This is a genomic window from Niveispirillum sp. FG156 (assembly GCF_057809555.1).
The window spans coordinates 18562-33988 of sequence record NZ_JBMDKE010000012.1 but is presented as its reverse complement, the minus strand read 5'-3'; the positions used below and the strand labels follow the sequence as shown (position 1 = coordinate 33988).

General features: G+C 65.9%; 13 protein-coding genes. 10 read left to right on the top strand and 3 right to left on the bottom strand.

The genetic code is table 11. The features are described 5' to 3' along the window. Positions 1-4: 4 nt before the first annotated feature. Positions 5-1660: a sensor domain-containing diguanylate cyclase gene (locus ACODSP_RS09415; protein WP_488965348.1), complete on the bottom strand. Its 1656-nt coding sequence runs from the start codon at positions 1658-1660 to the stop codon at positions 5-7. Positions 1661-1770: 110 nt separating this feature from the next. Between ACODSP_RS09415 and ACODSP_RS09410 the strand changes: the two genes are divergently transcribed. The 4 genes from ACODSP_RS09410 (at position 1771) to ACODSP_RS09395 (ending at position 7564) form a co-directional block, all read left to right on the top strand. Then, positions 1771-2511 carry a pyrimidine 5'-nucleotidase gene (locus tag ACODSP_RS09410; RefSeq protein ID WP_488965347.1) on the top strand — a complete coding sequence of 247 codons (741 nt, stop codon included), beginning with the start codon at positions 1771-1773 and terminating at the stop codon, positions 2509-2511. A gap of 169 nt (positions 2512-2680) precedes the next feature. Continuing rightward, entirely contained in the window at positions 2681-3526 is an 846-nt protein-coding gene (dapD, locus tag ACODSP_RS09405; RefSeq protein ID WP_488965346.1) for a 2,3,4,5-tetrahydropyridine-2,6-dicarboxylate N-succinyltransferase, read from the top strand. Positions 3527-3530: 4 nt separating this feature from the next. Then, positions 3531-3917 (top strand): VOC family protein, encoded by a 387-nt coding sequence (locus ACODSP_RS09400; RefSeq protein ID WP_488965345.1) that lies wholly within the window; start codon positions 3531-3533, stop codon positions 3915-3917. 290 nt (positions 3918-4207) lie between these two features. Then, entirely contained in the window at positions 4208-7564 is a 3357-nt protein-coding gene (locus ACODSP_RS09395) for an SIS domain-containing protein (protein ID WP_488965344.1), read from the top strand. A 12-nt stretch (positions 7565-7576) separates the two neighbouring features. On the opposite strand, the gene ACODSP_RS09390 is transcribed toward ACODSP_RS09395, so the two are convergent. Then, on the bottom strand, positions 7577-8614 hold the full coding sequence (locus tag ACODSP_RS09390) for a DUF2125 domain-containing protein (RefSeq protein WP_488965343.1): 1038 nt from the start codon (positions 8612-8614) through the stop codon (positions 7577-7579). Between the two features lie 76 nt (positions 8615-8690). Between ACODSP_RS09390 and ACODSP_RS09385 the strand changes: the two genes are divergently transcribed. From ACODSP_RS09385 to ACODSP_RS09375, 3 genes are read left to right on the top strand one after another with little or no spacing between them, the layout of a single operon-like run. Then, a complete protein-coding gene (locus ACODSP_RS09385; protein ID WP_488965342.1) occupies positions 8691-9242 on the top strand; it encodes a gamma-glutamylcyclotransferase in 552 nt (183 codons plus the stop codon). 4 nt (positions 9243-9246) lie between these two features. Then, positions 9247-9846, top strand: coding sequence for a hypothetical protein (locus tag ACODSP_RS09380; RefSeq protein WP_488965341.1), 600 nt, complete (start codon positions 9247-9249; stop codon positions 9844-9846). Between the two features lie 7 nt (positions 9847-9853). Continuing rightward, complete coding sequence (locus tag ACODSP_RS09375) at positions 9854-10525, top strand: MBL fold metallo-hydrolase (RefSeq protein WP_488965340.1); 672 nt, start codon at positions 9854-9856, stop codon at positions 10523-10525. Positions 10526-11274: 749 nt separating this feature from the next. Here ACODSP_RS09375 and ACODSP_RS09370 read toward each other — a convergent pair. Continuing rightward, a complete protein-coding gene (locus ACODSP_RS09370) occupies positions 11275-11871 on the bottom strand; it encodes an outer membrane protein (protein WP_054170494.1) in 597 nt (198 codons plus the stop codon). A gap of 435 nt (positions 11872-12306) precedes the next feature. Between ACODSP_RS09370 and ACODSP_RS09365 the strand changes: the two genes are divergently transcribed. The 3 genes from ACODSP_RS09365 to ACODSP_RS09355 all read left to right on the top strand — a co-directional run bounded on the left by ACODSP_RS09365 (position 12307) and on the right by ACODSP_RS09355 (position 15281). Continuing rightward, positions 12307-13866 carry an MFS transporter gene (locus ACODSP_RS09365; protein WP_488965339.1) on the top strand — a complete coding sequence of 520 codons (1560 nt, stop codon included), beginning with the start codon at positions 12307-12309 and terminating at the stop codon, positions 13864-13866. Between the two features lie 171 nt (positions 13867-14037). Continuing rightward, entirely contained in the window at positions 14038-14625 is a 588-nt protein-coding gene (locus ACODSP_RS09360) for a sigma-70 family RNA polymerase sigma factor (RefSeq protein ID WP_444732700.1), read from the top strand. Then, positions 14622-15281 carry a ChrR family anti-sigma-E factor gene (locus ACODSP_RS09355; RefSeq protein WP_488965338.1) on the top strand — a complete coding sequence of 220 codons (660 nt, stop codon included), beginning with the start codon at positions 14622-14624 and terminating at the stop codon, positions 15279-15281. The genes ACODSP_RS09360 and ACODSP_RS09355 overlap by 4 nt, the downstream gene beginning before the upstream one ends. The last annotated feature ends 146 nt before the right edge of the window (positions 15282-15427 follow it).

The following is a 15427-nucleotide window of genomic DNA, read 5'->3' as shown; positions in this document are numbered from 1 at the left end:
GTTCTCAATCAGCCGTGAAGGCCGGGGACAGGGCGCGATGGCCCTTGCCCATGCGTTTGGCAGCATACATACCCTGGTCACCCCGGTCGACAAGGCCCTGTGCCAACTCGCCCGAGCCACCGCGATAGACCGCGACCCCCACCGAAACGCCCAGGGGCTTTTCGGGTGAAGCCGACAGGGGACGCAGGAATTCCGCGGCTTCGCGCAGCAGGCGGTCGGCCACGGCGACGGACTGTGCCTCGTCCACGCGGTCGATCCACAGCACGAATTCATCCCCGCCCAGGCGACCGCAAAGGTCGCTGGGCCGGGCCAGCGCGCCCAGCAACTCACCCACGGCGCGCAGCACATCATCGCCCGCCCCATGGCCCAGCTTGTCGTTCACGGCCTTGAAATTGTCGAGATCGAAGTAAAGCAGGGCAGACCCGCCCCCCGTTTGCTTGTCCAGACGGCTTTCCAGCAGTTCCATGAAAGTACGGCGATTGAAAAGGCCGGTCAGGCCGTCGCGTTCCGACAGGGTCTTCAACCGTTCCTGGTAGCGGGCCTGGGCCACGGCGACGCCTACCTGGTCGGCGATGGCCTGGATCATCGAGAAATCATCCTCGCTCCAGTCCAGCCCGTCACCGCGCCAGACCAGGATGGCGCCATTCACCTCGTGCCGGAACAGGGTGCGGGTGGCCAGCATGCCATAGCCGTTGACCAAGGTCGTGGTCGGCTCGGCCTGTTCGGCCACCTGTTCCAGGAAGGGGGGGATGGCCTCCACAATATTGGGTACCATGGCCAGCTGGGCCGCAGCCTCCACGAAGGCATCGCCGGTGCGGGCATAAAGCCGGGCGCCGCCGGCCCCGGTGGCGTTCACGGCCACGCCCACGGCGATCTCCAGCGTCTTGGCCGGGTCCACGTCATCGCGGGTGGAGGAGACGATATAGCCCAGATATTTCTCACGCAGGCGGACCTGGGCCAGTTCCATGCCCTTGACCCGCGCCTCGGTAATGTCGCGGCAGGCACCACGCGCCCCAATCCAGTCCCCCTGCGGCCCGACCAGGGGCACGGCGGAGGAGATGAGGCAGGCCTCCTCCCCATCCTTGGCCCGCAGCCAGACCTCGGTCCGTTCGATGCCGACAGCGGTATCGAAGGGCAGCGGCTGATCCGCGAAATCGCCCAGCACGAATTCCGACGGGTGCCGGCCAATCAGATCATCGGGGTGATAGCCGATGGCGCCTGCCGCCGACACGAAGACAAAGCGCCCATCCGGCCCCACCTCCCACGCGAAGTCGGACGAGATATCGACCAGATCCTTATATCGCTGCCGGCTTTCGGTCAGGGCGTGGCGCAGGCGGCGTTCCAGCGTCACCTCCCGGCCCAGGCACAGTACCCCGCCATCGGTCAGCAGGACGGTGGTGAATTCCACGACGCCCGGCCCGCTGCCCGTTTCCACCGGCACCGACCGGTGCGGTTCCGACAAAGGCCCGCCGGACGCGGCCCAGCGGCCCAGTTCGATCAGCCAGCCATCATGCCGGTCCGCCAGTTGCCGTGCACCGGCATTCAAGGCCAGGGGTTGCCCCTGCCCGTCCAGCGTCAGGCCGGGACCGGGCCAACCCTCCAGCAGGGCGGGCAGGGCCACAATATCAATGGCGTCGGCGGGGCCGGGGGTGGATGACAAGGCCGGGGCGCTCCCGTGGTAACCAATTCTCGCTGATCCAGTGGTAACGCACCGGAGCCTTGCGGTCCATTGCCCTTGCGGTCAGATCAGCGGTTGATCATGTTACAATCATGACAAACGCTTATCAGACCGCCACCACCCCGCTGGCATCCCCCCTGGCCGACCGTTTTGCCCATGTCGATCATTGGGTCTTCGACCTGGACAACACGCTGTACCCGGCCCATTGCAACCTGTTCGCCCAGGTCGATGTGCGCATCACCGATTACATCGCCCAGGCCCTGGGCATGGAGCGGGAGGCGGCGCGGTTGAAGCAGAAGGAATATTACCGGCTGCACGGCACCTCGCTGCGCGGGATGATGATCGACCATGGCACGGACCCGGCGCCGTTCCTGGCCTATGTCCATGATATCGATGTGACGCCCGTGGCCCCGTCCCCCCTGCTGGCCGACGCGTTAAAGGCGCTGCCGGGGCGCAAGGTGATCTTCACCAACGGTTCCGTCCGCCATGCCGAAAATGTGATGGCCCGGCTGGGTGTGGCCGATCATTTCGATGGCATCTTCGACATTGTGGCCGCCGATTACGTGCCAAAGCCCGATCCCGCCCCCTATGCCACCATGATCCGCCGCTTCGGGATCAATCCTGCCCGTGCCGCCATGGTGGAGGATCTGCACCGCAATTTGGCTCCCGCCGCCGCCGCCGGCATGACCACCGTCTGGGTCCGCACCGACAGCGAATATTCCCACCCCGATCCCAGCGCCCACATCCATCCCGGCGACCATGTGCATCACGTGATCACGGATGTGGAGGCCTGGCTGGCCGAGATCACGGCGCATCTGCGTAGCGCGGATTAGGCGTCAGCCGTAATCCGCGGAAATCCGGCACCGTTGCTCCGCGGATTACGCTGACGCTAATCCGCGCTACGAACATGAAGGGTCTGCGGGGGCCTTCGTTGACACACCTGTCCGGGTCGGCCCAAAGTCGCCACCGATCCTTCCTACCCGAACATCAGGACCACCCGCGATGAGCAGCTTCGCCGATCTCGCCCGCACCATCGACCAGGCCTGGGAAGACCGCGCCAACCTGGGTTTCTCCACCACCGGTGACGTGCGCGACGCCGTCAACAAGGCGCTGTCGCTGCTGGATGCCGGCGAGGCGCGGGTGGCGGAAAAGCTGGACGGGTCCTGGGTCGTGAACCAGTGGCTGAAGAAGGCCGTGCTGCTGTCCTTCCGCCTGAATGACAATGCCATGATTTCCGGCGCGCCGGGTGGGGCATCCTGGTGGGACAAGGTCCCGTCGAAGTTCGATGGCTGGGACGAGGCCGGCTGGCGCCAGGCCGGTTTCCGCGCCGTGCCGGGCAGCGTGGTGCGCCGCAGCGCCTATATCGCGCCGGGCGTCGTGCTGATGCCCAGCTTCGTCAATGTCGGGGCCTTTGTGGACAAGGGCACCATGGTCGACACCTGGGCCACGGTCGGTTCCTGCGCCCAGATCGGCAAGAATGTGCACCTGTCGGGCGGCGTGGGCATCGGCGGCGTGCTGGAGCCGTTGCAGGCCGGCCCCGTCATCATCGAGGATGATTGCTTCATCGGCGCACGGTCGGAAGTGGTCGAAGGCGTGATCGTGGAACAGGGCGCCGTCCTGTCCATGGGCGTGTTCATCAGCGCCACGACCAAGATCATCGACCGCACGACGGGCGAGATTTTCGTGGGCCGCGTTCCCGCCTATTCCGTCGTCGTCCCCGGCAGCCTGCCCGGCAAGGCGCTGCCCGATGGCAGCCCCGGCCCGTCCCTGTCCTGCGCCGTGATCGTGAAGCGTGTGGATGCGCAGACCCGGTCCAAGACCTCCATCAACGACCTGCTGCGCGACTGATCCCATGGCGGCCATCGGCGCCCTGACCCTGCTGGTGCGGGATTATGACGAAGCCATCGTCTGGTATCGCGACCGGGCGGGCTTCACGCTGGTCAGCGACACCGATCTGGGCGGCGGCAAACGCTGGGTTCTGATGGCCCCGAAGGGGGCCACGGAATCCCGTCTGCTGCTGGCCCAGGCGGTGGGGGCAGAACAGGAGGCGCAGATCGGCCATCAGGCCGGGGGCCGCGTCTTCCTGTTCCTGCATACCGACGATTTCGCCCGCGACCATGCGGCGATGATGGCGGCAGGGGTACAGTTCCTGGAAGAACCACGGGTTGAGGCCTATGGCAGCGTCGCGGTCTTCCAGGACCTTTATGGGAACAAGTGGGACCTGTTGCAGCTGCGATAAGGGGTGTTGCTCCCTCACCCTCCCAAGCCTTCCGGCTTGGGCCCCTCCCTCTCCCGCAAGCGGGCGAGGGGCTAAAGTAAGTTCCGCCCCTCGCCCACGAAGGTGGGAGAGGGAGGGGCCCGTCGGCGCCAGCCGATGGGAGGGTGAGGGCAACACCACCCATGCCCTTTCCGTTCCCCGTTATCACCATCACCGCAATTCCGCCCCTTTCGCGGGGCATGCACATTGTTTGCACCGGGCGGGGGCCTCGGGGTATCAAGGCGGCGTATCTTTACAAAGGGATTTTGGACATGTGCGGCATTGCGGGTTTTCTGTCGAACCTGACCTGGCACCAGGATAACGACGTTTCCTGGATCGCCTTGCTGGCCGATGGGCTGCGCGATGCCGGGATCGGCCATCTGGCCGGCATCGACGCCATGCTGGATCAGCTGCATGCCCGCTTTGACGATCTGATGGCCTTTGCCACGCATCTGGCCCTGGTGGAACGCGCCGACCTGCGCGACCGGCTGACCCAGGCTGCCACCCGGATCGAGGGGCTGGAGGCCGAGCTGAAGGCCAGCCCCATCGCCCGTGATCCCGTCGCCGAACGCACCGCCGAACGGTTGCGCGATTATGGCTGGCAGTTGCGCAACGAGGTGCTGGCCAATATCGACCGTACCCTGTCGCTGATCGGGGGCGTGCCGACCCCGGCCCGCGCCCAGCATTTCACGGCCTGGTCCATCGAACAGGTTCTGGAAAACCTGGACCGGCTGGAGGTGCGCGGGCGCGACAGTGCTGGCGTGGCGGTTCAGCTGCGCCTGCCCGGCCCCGTGTCGGACGGACAGATGGCGGATTGGCGCCGTCAGGCTTCATCCGCCGGGCGCGATGCCTTTGATGCCGATGGCGCCGTCACCATCCATGCCCTGCCCGATGGCGGGGCCACCGCGCGCTTCACCTACAAGGTGGCGCAGCTGATCGGACAGCTGGGCGACAATGGCGCCACGCTGCGGGCCAAGGTGCGGGCCGACGCCTTGCTCTGGTCCATCGCCTTGCAGGCCGATCAGGTGGCGATCCTGGCCCATACACGCTGGGCCTCGCACGGGGCCATCAACCTGCCCAACTGCCACCCGCAATCGGGTTGGCTGGCCGGCGACAATGCCCCGACCCTTGTACCCGATGCCGACACGATGTGCGTGCTGAACGGCGATATCGACAATTACCGGGGCCTGAAGGACGGGATGGTGCGCACCGCCGGGCATGAGGTGCCGGCCCAGGTGACCACCGATGCCAAGATCATCCCCGTCGCCTTCCGCCTGACGCCCGGCGCCAACACACCCGACCGGTTCCTGTCGACGCTCAGGCAGTTCGAGGGGTCGGTGGCCATCGGCCTTCTGCACCCGACACAGCCGCAGCGGCTCTATTTCGGGCAGAAGGGCAGCGGCCAGTCGCTGTTCCTGGCCCAGGTTCGCGACGGTCTGATCATCGCGTCGGAGAATTACGGTCTGGCTCCGCGCGCCCGCGCCTCCATCGCCATGGCCAAGGTGGAAAAGGGCGGGTTGCAGGTGACGCTGTCCACCCTGGACGGCGAACCGGCGATCACGGCCCGCACCATCGATGACGGCGCCGATACCGAGTTGAAGCCCGAAACCATCGAGATTTTCAGCCGCGACATTTTCCGGGGCGATTTCGCGCATTTCTTTGAAAAGGAAGTGCATGAAAGCGCCACGTCCGTGCGCAAGACGCTGGTGGGCCGCTATACCCGCCAGGGCCGCGCCGCCAGCTTCGACCTTGGCCCCGACGGCATCTGGGCAGGATTGCGTCGCCGTCTGGCCGACCCGGCCAAGCCCGCCATCCGCCGCATCTTCGTGACGGGGCAAGGTACCGCCGCCATTGCCGGCATGGGTGTCGCCCATCTGCTGCGTCAGGCCCTGCCCGGCACGTCGATCCATGTGGAGGCGGCGAAGGCGTCCGAACTGTCATCCGATCTGGATGGCGTGCGCCTGGATGACGCCATCGTCATCGCCATCAGCCAGTCCGGCACCACCACCGACACCAACCGCACCGTCGATCTGGCCCGCGCGTCCGGCGCCTGGATTCACGCCATCGTCAACCGCCGCAACAGCCCGCTGGTCCGCAAGTCCGACAGCCATCTGTTCACCAGCGACGGGCGCGACATCGAAATGGCGGTGGCCAGCACCAAGGCGTTTTACAGCCAGGTGGCGGCGGGCAAGCTGACGGCGCTCTGCATCGCCGACGCGCTGGGCACCCTGTCGCCCACCCAGATCCATGATGAGCTGGTGGCCCTGGAAGGGCTGCCGGCCCGCATTCAGGAAGTGCTGGACGAAGAAGACCTGATCGCCGCCTGCGCCGAACGCTATGCGCCGCAGAACCGGTACTGGGCGGTCGTCGGCAACGGTCCCAACAAGATCGCGGCGGAAGAAATCCGCATCAAGCTGTCGGAGCTTTGCTACAAGTCGATCCCCGTCGATTTCACCGAAGACAAGAAGCATATCGACCTGTCGACGGAGCCGCTGACGCTGGTCATCGCCAACGATCTGCCGCCCCTGCTGGCCCAGGACACGGCCAAGGAAGTGGCGATCTTCAAGGCCCATGCCGGCAAGCCGCTGGTGGTGGCCGCCAAGGGCGAAACCTGTTTTGATAGCTATGCCGAGGCGGTGATCCGCGTGCCGTCGGCGGGGGCGGGGCTGGATTTCGTGCTGGCGACCGTCGTCGGCCATCTCTGGGGCTTCCATGCCGCCCGCGCCATCGACCGCCGGTCACAGGGGTTCCGCGCCCTGGGTGTGTCCATCGAACAGGCGCTGGTGGAAAGGGATCGTCCGCTGGCCCCCATCATCGACGCCATTGCCGTGGAACTGCGCCGTGTGGCCGATGGCGAACAGGACGCGGCCCTGCCGCCGCGCGCCGTGGCACAGCTGGCCGCCCTTTCCACCGCGCTCGCCACCGCCGACGCGGGCAGCCGCACCGCCCTGCTGTCGGACGGGGTGGAGCTGATGCGCAAGCTGTTTGAAGAAACCAGCCGCCCCGTCGATACGATCCGCCATCAGGCCAAGACGGTCACGGTCGGCATCTCGCGGCCCGCGCGGGAAGTGGCCCCCACCATCCTGACGGCGCTGACGTCGCTCGGCGTCTCGCATGAGGCGCTGGCTGAGGCGGACCGCCAGACCCTGATCGCCTTTTCCTCCATCCTGACCAATGTCGCCGGCGGCATCCTTTATGGGCTGAAGGGCGAGGGCAAGGACGGGGTGCCGGTCCTGGCCGCCACGGCCCGCATCGGCGTGTCGGAGGGCAAGGCGTCCGGCTATGATGGGGGCCGCGCCGCCACGGGCAGCAAGCGCCGCGCCCTGCGCCTGGGCCGCATCATCTTTTCTGCCGGCAACAAGGCCGATGAGAATCTGGTGCTGATCCCGTTCTTCGCCGGGGCTGACTGGCGGGTGGCCGGGCTGGTCATGCTGCATACCGACCTGATGGAACAGGCCTCGCTCCAGCAGAAGACGGCCCTACTGAAGGAATTGCAGCTCTACGAGGATTTGTTCGACGCCTATCACGATGCTGTGCATGGCGAGGATCGCGACTTCGCCGCCTTCATCGCCCGTATCAGCCCCCGCGACCTGCTGTTCCGCAGCCCGGCGGAACTGGCGCGGGGGTAATCCCCCCACCCCTCAATTCCACGGTACCACCGGCAGCACCCCCACCACGACGGGGCCAACGGAAAGCTGCCGGTTCTGCAAGGTGATGGGCACCGACAACACGTCGCGCCCATCATCGCTGCGCCGGGTCAGGCCCTTCAAACCCTGTTTCATCACGGCCACCCGGTCCGCCGGGATGTTGCCACGGGTACCCATGACATCAATCAGGGCATCAGCCCCCGACAGTTCCGCCGTGCCGGCCCCTTCCGGCTGCATCTCGCGGTCCAGCGCCAGGGTGGCGTTGGCGCGCAAATCCATCCCGCTCCACAACACCCGGAACGACCGGATATCCAGGGTGCCGCCGCCATCGCGCCAGGCCGTCATCCCCTCCACGCTGGGTTTGGTGGGCAAAGGGCCGCGCGGTTCATAGGACAAGGCCAGCTGTTCGATCCGCTGCTGCAACGGGGCGGGCACCGCGCCCGGCAGGTCCAGATTGCTGATCAGGAGACTGGTCTGACCTTGGGGATCGGTAGGGCCGATGGGCGGCTGGGCAGGCGCGGTCCAGGTCAGCCTCATCTCCCCCGCTTTCAGGGGGCCGTTCCCGCCGTCCAGGTCCACCGACACCGACAGCAGACTGGCCGTCACCTGCTTCGGCTTGCCATCCAGCCCCAGGCTGGCCTCCACCACCATACCCGCGGCGCTGCCAATCATCGGCTCATGCCGGGCCGATCCTGCCAGATTCAGGCGCACGGGGGCGGTAGAGGACAGGATGATATCGGTGGGTGCCCAGGCAAAGGCGGTCGCCACTACTGCCCCGGTTTCCAGCACAGTCCCGCTGGGCCATTGCGCCCGCGCACCGGACAGCTCGACGGTGACCGTCAGCGGGAAGCCACCCACCACCGCATCGCGCAGGTCCAGTTGCACACCCTTTTCCGCCATTGCCTTGGCCGGGGCCTCGGAAAGGGCCGTGCGCACCCGCCAGGCCAAGGTCGACCACCAGGCCGTATAGGCCAGCAACAGCAGGATGGCCACGGACAGGGCCAGGAACAGGGGACGATAACGATGCAGCATGGGGATATCCGCGTTGGCACGGGGGGCGGGCTTGCGTTACCATTTTGCGATTGCGAGATGGAACCGGCAACCAGGAATGAGCGACAGCGCCCCCGTCCCCGATTTTGACCACCCGCCCGGCACCGACCTCTGGGTCTTTGCCTATGGCTCCTTGATGTGGAATCCGGGTTTTGACTTCGTGGAACAGCGTGAGGCGCTGCTGCGCGGCTACCATCGCGGCTTCTGCATCTATAGCCATCAGCATCGCGGCACGCCTGAACGGCCCGGTGCCGTGCTGGGCCTGGACCGGGGCGGGTCCTGCCGGGGCCGGGTCTATCGGGTCGCGGCCCCTGCGGTGCCCGGCGTTCTGGATTACCTTTGGCAGCGTGAAATGGCCTACCGCGTCTATATCCCGCGCCGGCTGCGGGTAAGGACGGCGGATGGCGATGTGCAGGCCCTGACCTTCACCGCCGATCCCGATCACCCGCAATATTGCGGCCGCCTGGGCCTGGACGGCACCGCCGCCCTGATCCGTCAGGGGGTGGGACAGTCGGGCCGCAATGTGGATTACCTGACCAGCCTGATCGACCATCTGGCCGAACTGGGCATCCGCGACCGGGGTTTGGGGGAATTGGCAGCAAGGGTGTAACGCCATGGGACAAGAGGCAACCGTCACCGCCACCTGGAACGGCACCACCAGCATCGGCAAGGCCATGCTGGAGGGTGATCACCTGCTGCTGCGCGGGGAGATGCGGGTGAAGCTGATGCTGGCCGATCTGACGGCGGGCAGTGTGGCGGGCGACGATCTGGTCCTGACCACGCCCGATGGTACCCTGTCCCTGACGCTGGGTGCCGCCAAGGCCGCCGACTGGCTGCACCGTATCCGCAACCCCAGAAGTGTGCTGGACAAGCTAGGCTTCAAGCCGGGGCAGCGCGTGGCCCTGCGCGGGCAGGCACCCGACCCTGTGCTGGCCGCCGAACTGTCGCGCGGTGGGGTGGTGGGCGATGGGGGTGATGATGCCGACCTGATCCTGCTGGTGGCCGATCATCCCGTCGATCTGGATGCGGTGGCCGAGCTGGCGGCGGGGCTTGGCCCCAAATCCGGCCTGTGGGTCATCTATCCGAAGGGGCGGCGTGACATCACCCAGGAGGATGTGTTTGCCGCCGGGCGCGGTGCCGGGCTGGTTGACAACAAGGTATGCGCGGTGTCACCCACGCATACGGCATTGAAATTCGTGCGACGGAAGGCGTGAGACAGGGATGAGTGCGACACCCCCCATGAAGGCTGTGATCATCCCGGTCACGCCGTTCCAGCAGAATTGCTCCATCATCTGGTGCACCAAGACCCTGCGCGCCGCCGTGATCGATCCCGGCGGCGGGGTGGAGGAAATCCGCAAAGCTGTGGCGCAGAACGGGCTGACGGTCGAACGCATCCTGGTCACCCACGGCCATGTCGACCATGCCGCCGCCGTGGCCGACCTGAAGGACCTGTTGAAGGTCCCGGTCGACGGGCCGGCCATTGAGGATAATTACTGGATCATCGCGCTGAGGGAACATGGGGCCGGTTACGGCATGCCCTATTCCCGGCCCTTCACGCCCGACCGCTGGCTGGTCGATGGCGATACGGTCACGGTGGGGGAATTGACCCTGCAGGTGCTGCATTGCCCCGGCCATACGCCGGGCCATGTCGTGTTCTTCCACGAGCCGTCACGATTCGCCATTGTCGGCGACGTGATCTTCGAAGGGTCCATCGGACGGACCGATTTCCCTGGCGGCAATCTGGAGGATCTGGTGCGGTCCTGCCGGGAAAAGCTGTTCCCACTGGGGGACGATATCACCTTCCTGCCGGGCCATGGCGGCCTGTCCACCTTTGGCCGTGAACGGCAGAGCAACCCCTATGTCGGCGACCGCGCCGTGGCGGGCAAGCGCTAAGGGTCTGTTGAGATTCAAGACAACTCGTTGGAATTTATAAATCCGCCTCCCCGGTGGAGGCCGGGGCCCAGGGGCCACAGACATGAACTTTTCCGCCTGCCTCGCTATTCGCGGCACCAGCGTCGGGCGCTTGGCCCCTCGGCCCCGGCCTTCGCCGGGGAGGCGGATAAGCTCAAGCGGAAATGATCCTGAAAAAAGGAACCCCCGGCATTGTGGGGACAATGCCGGGGGGACAAGCAGGCCCGCATGAGGGCGACAGGCCCGCACCCATCCCGGCTGTCGTGGGGCCGCCAGCCGGGGGGAAAAGGTCAGAAGCAGTTCGACAGACAGAACGCGGCCCCACATCCGATCATCCCTTGCCCCCTGTCAAAATCGACCGGGGTCCGGGCCGGTGCGGCACCTCTGCCGGCTGCCTCTGACGCCATCTCTATCGCGACATGAACGCCGTTCAATGTGATCTCTATCACAGGCCGGCAAATTTATGAACGCCGCTCATGCCAACGCGGGGCGCCCATAAACGCGAAGCCCCCGGCACCGTGGGGACGGTGCCGGGGGCGGCGGGGCGGGCCTGTCATGAGGGCGGATTCAGGCCCGCCAACCATCCCGACCGCTGTGGGGCTGCGGTCCGGGACGGTAAGGGTCGGCTGGACAGTAGGTCAGGTCGAACCGAAGGTGAGCCCTGACAGCAAAGGCTTTCAATCCTTGTCCGTCAGGGCGAAGCTTTCGCCTCGACCTGACCTACGTCTGACTTAGAAGCGGTAGGCAACGCCCACGCGCACCTGGTTCTCACGGAAGTTGGTGTTGTCGTAGTTGACGTAGTTGTACTCGGTCCGGACCAGGACATTGTCGGTCACGGCATATTCCAGACCGCCGCCCAGACGATAGCCGTCCAGGTTGTCGCTGGCCTTCACCTGGGTCGCACCGGTGCCGACGGTCACGTCGTAATTGGTGCGCTGCCAGCCGGCACGGGCATAGAGCAGCGTGCTGTCATTCAGCAGGTAACCGGCGCGGGCCGACAGACCCCAGCTTTCATTGGCGTCCAGCTTGGTCGGCAGACCGGCGACCGTGCCGGCATTGCCCGACAGGCTGGCGGAACCGATTTCAGCTTCGGCACCGAAATAGAACTGGTCGAAGGTCTTGCCGTAGCCGGCATAGGCACCATACAGCCAGCCGTCGCTGTCGATATCGGCGCGGGCGGCACCGGAAGCAGCGGAAGCATTATTGTCCGTGTAGCCGGTGAAGGCACCGACATAGGCACCGTCGAAGGGCGACTGCGCCAGCGACGGAGCGGCGCCAACGGCGACCAGAGCAACACCACCAAGCAGGGCAGAAGCAATACGCGACATTTTTCTCTCCATATGTGGTACCCCAAGGCACAGTTCATCTGTGGCGCCAATGTTCAGCGCTTCCTTGTGGACCATTTGGCTCACTCGTTATTGCGATTGTGGCGATTTCTTGTTCGAAATCGTCATTCATCATCGCGGTGAGGACTGTGTAGCGGAATTTGAACGATGTTCGATGTGCGTTTCATCACAGAAGCCATGCAGTTGATTGATGGCGGCCATCCGCACCCCCATCTTGAACGCATACCCACCAGCCCCCATCGGAGCGCTTCGGTTGACCGCAAACAGCGCTGGCACTTGGCGAAACTGAAAGCCAGAGCCTGTAAAGCGGCACCGATGATTCCGCTTTCGCCGATTGGAAACCTGCCCTATATCGGCCTGGGATATGGGGTGGGACCGGCGGGGGCTGGGTTTTGCCGGATATTGGGGGGAAATCACGTGTCCACGACCCTTTCCGCCGTCGGCGGCCGGCGCAACGCGCTGGTATTCTGGTTGGGCTGCGCCGTGGTGACGGCCGGCGTCGTGCTGCACATCCCCATGTATCTGATGGGTGCCGACATGGGCTATGTCCTGGTCGGCATGCCCATGGATGCGGAGATGTACTGGGGCATGGCCCTGATCGTGGTGGGGATCGGGCTGGCCGCGTTCGGCCTGCTGCCCAAGCAATTGCCCCGGCATCAACGCATCATCGAAACCATCGCTCCACCGGAAGATGCCCCCCTGACGCGGGCGCATTGGGGCATGGCCGCGTTGCTGGCCCTGGCCCTGATCATCGATATCATGAAGCCGGCCAGCCTGGGCTTCGTCACGCCCGGCATGCGGGCCGAATATCAGGTGGACCGCGCCATGGTGGCATGGCTGCCGCTGGCGGCATTGACGGGCACCGTCATTGGCTCCTTCATCTGGGGCGCGCTGGCCGATATTTACGGGCGGCGGGCCGCCATCCTTCTGTCCTCCATCGTCTTCATCGGCACCTCCATCTGCGGGGCAATGCCGGATTTCTGGTGGAACGTCTTCATGTGCCTGCTGATGGGGGCGGGGGCCGGTGGCATGCTGCCCGTGGCCTATGCGCTGCTGGCAGAGATCATGCCGACACGCCATCGCGGCTGGATGCTGGTGCTGATCGGCGGCATCGGTGCCGTCGGCGGCTATTTCGCGGCCTCCTTCCTGTCGGAACTGCTGCAACCGGTCTATAGCTGGCGGATCATGTGGTTCCTAAACCTGCCCACCGGCCTTCTGCTGGTGGCGATGAGCCCGCTTTTGCCGGAAAGTGCGCGTTTCCTGCAGCAGATGGGCCGGGGGGCGGAAGCGCGCGCCATGCTGGCCCGGTTCGGTGCCGTCGCCCACAAGGCCACGGAAGAGGAGGTGGCGGCGAAGGAGGATCACACCCCTACCCCGCCCGTGCAGGGCCGGTTCCTGGGCCTGACGGCGGCGCTGACCCTGGGTGCGCTGGCCTGGGGTCTGGTGAATTTCGGCCTGCTGCTCTGGCTACCGGGAACGCTGGTGGAGGAAGGGTTGAGCGTGGCGGCGGCCAGCGGCCTGATCGCCAAATCCACCATCATCTCCATCCCCGTCGTCGCCGTGGCCACCTTCCTTTATGCGCGGTGGAGTTCGAAATGGTCGCTGGTGCTGATGGTGGCCATGATGGCGGGCGGGCTGCTGCTGTTTTTGCTGCGCACGCCGGGTGAAAGCCCGCTCCTGGCGCTGACCTTCGTCATTGTCGGATCCTCTGGCGTCATCTCCATCCTGCTGCCCTACACGGCAGAGAATTATCCGCTGCGCGTGCGGGCGCGCGCCACCGGCTGGGTGGCGGGGTGCAGCAAGCTGGGGGGTCTGATGGCGCAGGGATTGTCGGTGGCCGCCGCCGTCCCGGCTTTCGGCATCGCCGCCGCCCTGATCGCGCTACCGACGCTGGGCGCCTTGGCCCTGATCGCGGTCCTGGGGCGGGAGACGCGGGGGCGCGACCTGCGGGAGCTGGAGCCGGGACCCTCCAGATAAATAATTTACGATGACCCGGACTTGCCGGTGATCCGTTCCAGCCCATCCTTCGTAAGGATTGGCATGGGACAAAGTGGCTTCTATAGTCCGGGCACAAAGGGAAGGATCAGACGTGACGGGTTGGCCGTCGCGGACACTCTTCTTGTTGCCCGCAGGATGCCGCAGCCGGACATGACCGCGCAGAAGACCGACCAGGCCGAGATTGACCGGCTGAACGATCTGATGTCGCGCGTCGCGCGTCAGCGGGACCGGCAGGCATTCGTCGCTTTGTTCCAGCATTTCGCCCCCCGGCTGAAATCCTTCCTGCTGCGTGCGGGGATGGAGGCGGGGGCGGCGGAGGAAACGATCCAGGACGTGATGGTCACGGTCTGGCATCGGGCCGAAAGTTTCGACCCGGCGCAGGCAGCGGTCAGCACCTGGATATTCGCCATCGCCCGCAACCGGCGCATCGACCGGCTGCGACGCGACAGGCGGCCAACCATCGACCCCAACGACCCGGCCCTGGTGCCGGACGAGGCGGATGGATCGATGGAAACCATGCTGGTGGAAGAAAGGGCGGCGGAACTTCACCGGGCAATCCGGGAGTTGCCGCCCGAACAGGCGGATTTGTTGAGGATGGCCTATTTCGAGGATAAGGCGCACAGCGCCATCGCCGCTGAACGGCAACTGCCCCTGGGCACCGTGAAATCACGGCTGCGTCTGGCGGTGGCCCGTCTGCGCAAGCTGATGGCAGGCAGCCTGGAAGGGGAAACGGCATGACCCATACCCCGCATCACCACCCGGACAGCGACCTGCTGCTGGCCTATGCCGCCGGCACCCTGGCGGAGGCGCCATCCCTGGTCGTTGCTACACATCTGGCCCTGTGCCCGCATTGCCGGGCAGAAGTGGCGGGGATGGAGGCAATTGGCGGCGCCCTGCTGTCGACCGATGCGGGCATGGCGGTCAGCGATGGTCTGTTGTCCGATGTTCTGTCGCGCCTGGACGGGCCGCCCCCGGCGGAGGCACCGCGCCGGCGTCTGGCCCCGGTCGGGCCGGCCCCCGTGCTGCCGGAACCACTGCGGTCCTATATTGGCGGCGATATCGATCAGATCCGCTGGCGCCGCACCATCCCCGGCCTGCATGAGGCCGATATCAGGTGTGCCGGCGGGTCGGTGCGGATGATGCGCATCCGGTCCGGCATGGGCATGCCGCAGCATACCCATCGTGGTGATGAATTCACCCTGGTGCTGGCCGGCGGCTTTTCCGACGATACTGGCCATTATCTGCGCGGCGATTTTGCGGCGACCGACCCCAGCGTCGATCACCGGCCTGTTGCCGATGATGATGGCGACTGCATTTGCATCGCCTTCACCGACGCGCCGTTGCGCCTGACGGGCCGTTTCCTGCGCTGGCTGAACCCGCTGATGCGGGCTTAGTTGCGCCCTCAAGCGCTCAACGCGCTAACAGGCCTGCGATGCAGGCCTGATGGCCGTAGGTCGCGGGTGAGCGCCAAGCGAACCCCGACAAGCGACGGTCCCATTGAATGTCGGGGTTCGGCATGCGCCTCACCCGCGACCTACGG

Bases quoted from the DNA above. Each gene is read 5' to 3' on its own strand.
- ACODSP_RS09410 (WP_488965347.1), top strand. From the start codon at position 1,771: ATGACAAACGCTTATCAGACCGCCACCACCCCGCTGGCATCCCCCCTG.
- dapD (WP_488965346.1), top strand. From the start codon at position 2,681: ATGAGCAGCTTCGCCGATCTCGCCCGCACCATCGACCAGGCCTGGGAA.
- ACODSP_RS09400 (WP_488965345.1), top strand. From the start codon at position 3,531: ATGGCGGCCATCGGCGCCCTGACCCTGCTGGTGCGGGATTATGACGAA.
- ACODSP_RS09395 (WP_488965344.1), top strand. From the start codon at position 4,208: ATGTGCGGCATTGCGGGTTTTCTGTCGAACCTGACCTGGCACCAGGAT.
- ACODSP_RS09390 (WP_488965343.1), bottom strand. From the start codon at position 8,614: ATGCTGCATCGTTATCGTCCCCTGTTCCTGGCCCTGTCCGTGGCCATC.
- ACODSP_RS09385 (WP_488965342.1), top strand. From the start codon at position 8,691: ATGAGCGACAGCGCCCCCGTCCCCGATTTTGACCACCCGCCCGGCACC.
- ACODSP_RS09380 (WP_488965341.1), top strand. From the start codon at position 9,247: ATGGGACAAGAGGCAACCGTCACCGCCACCTGGAACGGCACCACCAGC.
- ACODSP_RS09375 (WP_488965340.1), top strand. From the start codon at position 9,854: ATGAGTGCGACACCCCCCATGAAGGCTGTGATCATCCCGGTCACGCCG.
- ACODSP_RS09370 (WP_054170494.1), bottom strand. From the start codon at position 11,871: ATGTCGCGTATTGCTTCTGCCCTGCTTGGTGGTGTTGCTCTGGTCGCC.
- ACODSP_RS09360 (WP_444732700.1), top strand. From the start codon at position 14,038: ATGACCGCGCAGAAGACCGACCAGGCCGAGATTGACCGGCTGAACGAT.
- ACODSP_RS09355 (WP_488965338.1), top strand. From the start codon at position 14,622: ATGACCCATACCCCGCATCACCACCCGGACAGCGACCTGCTGCTGGCC.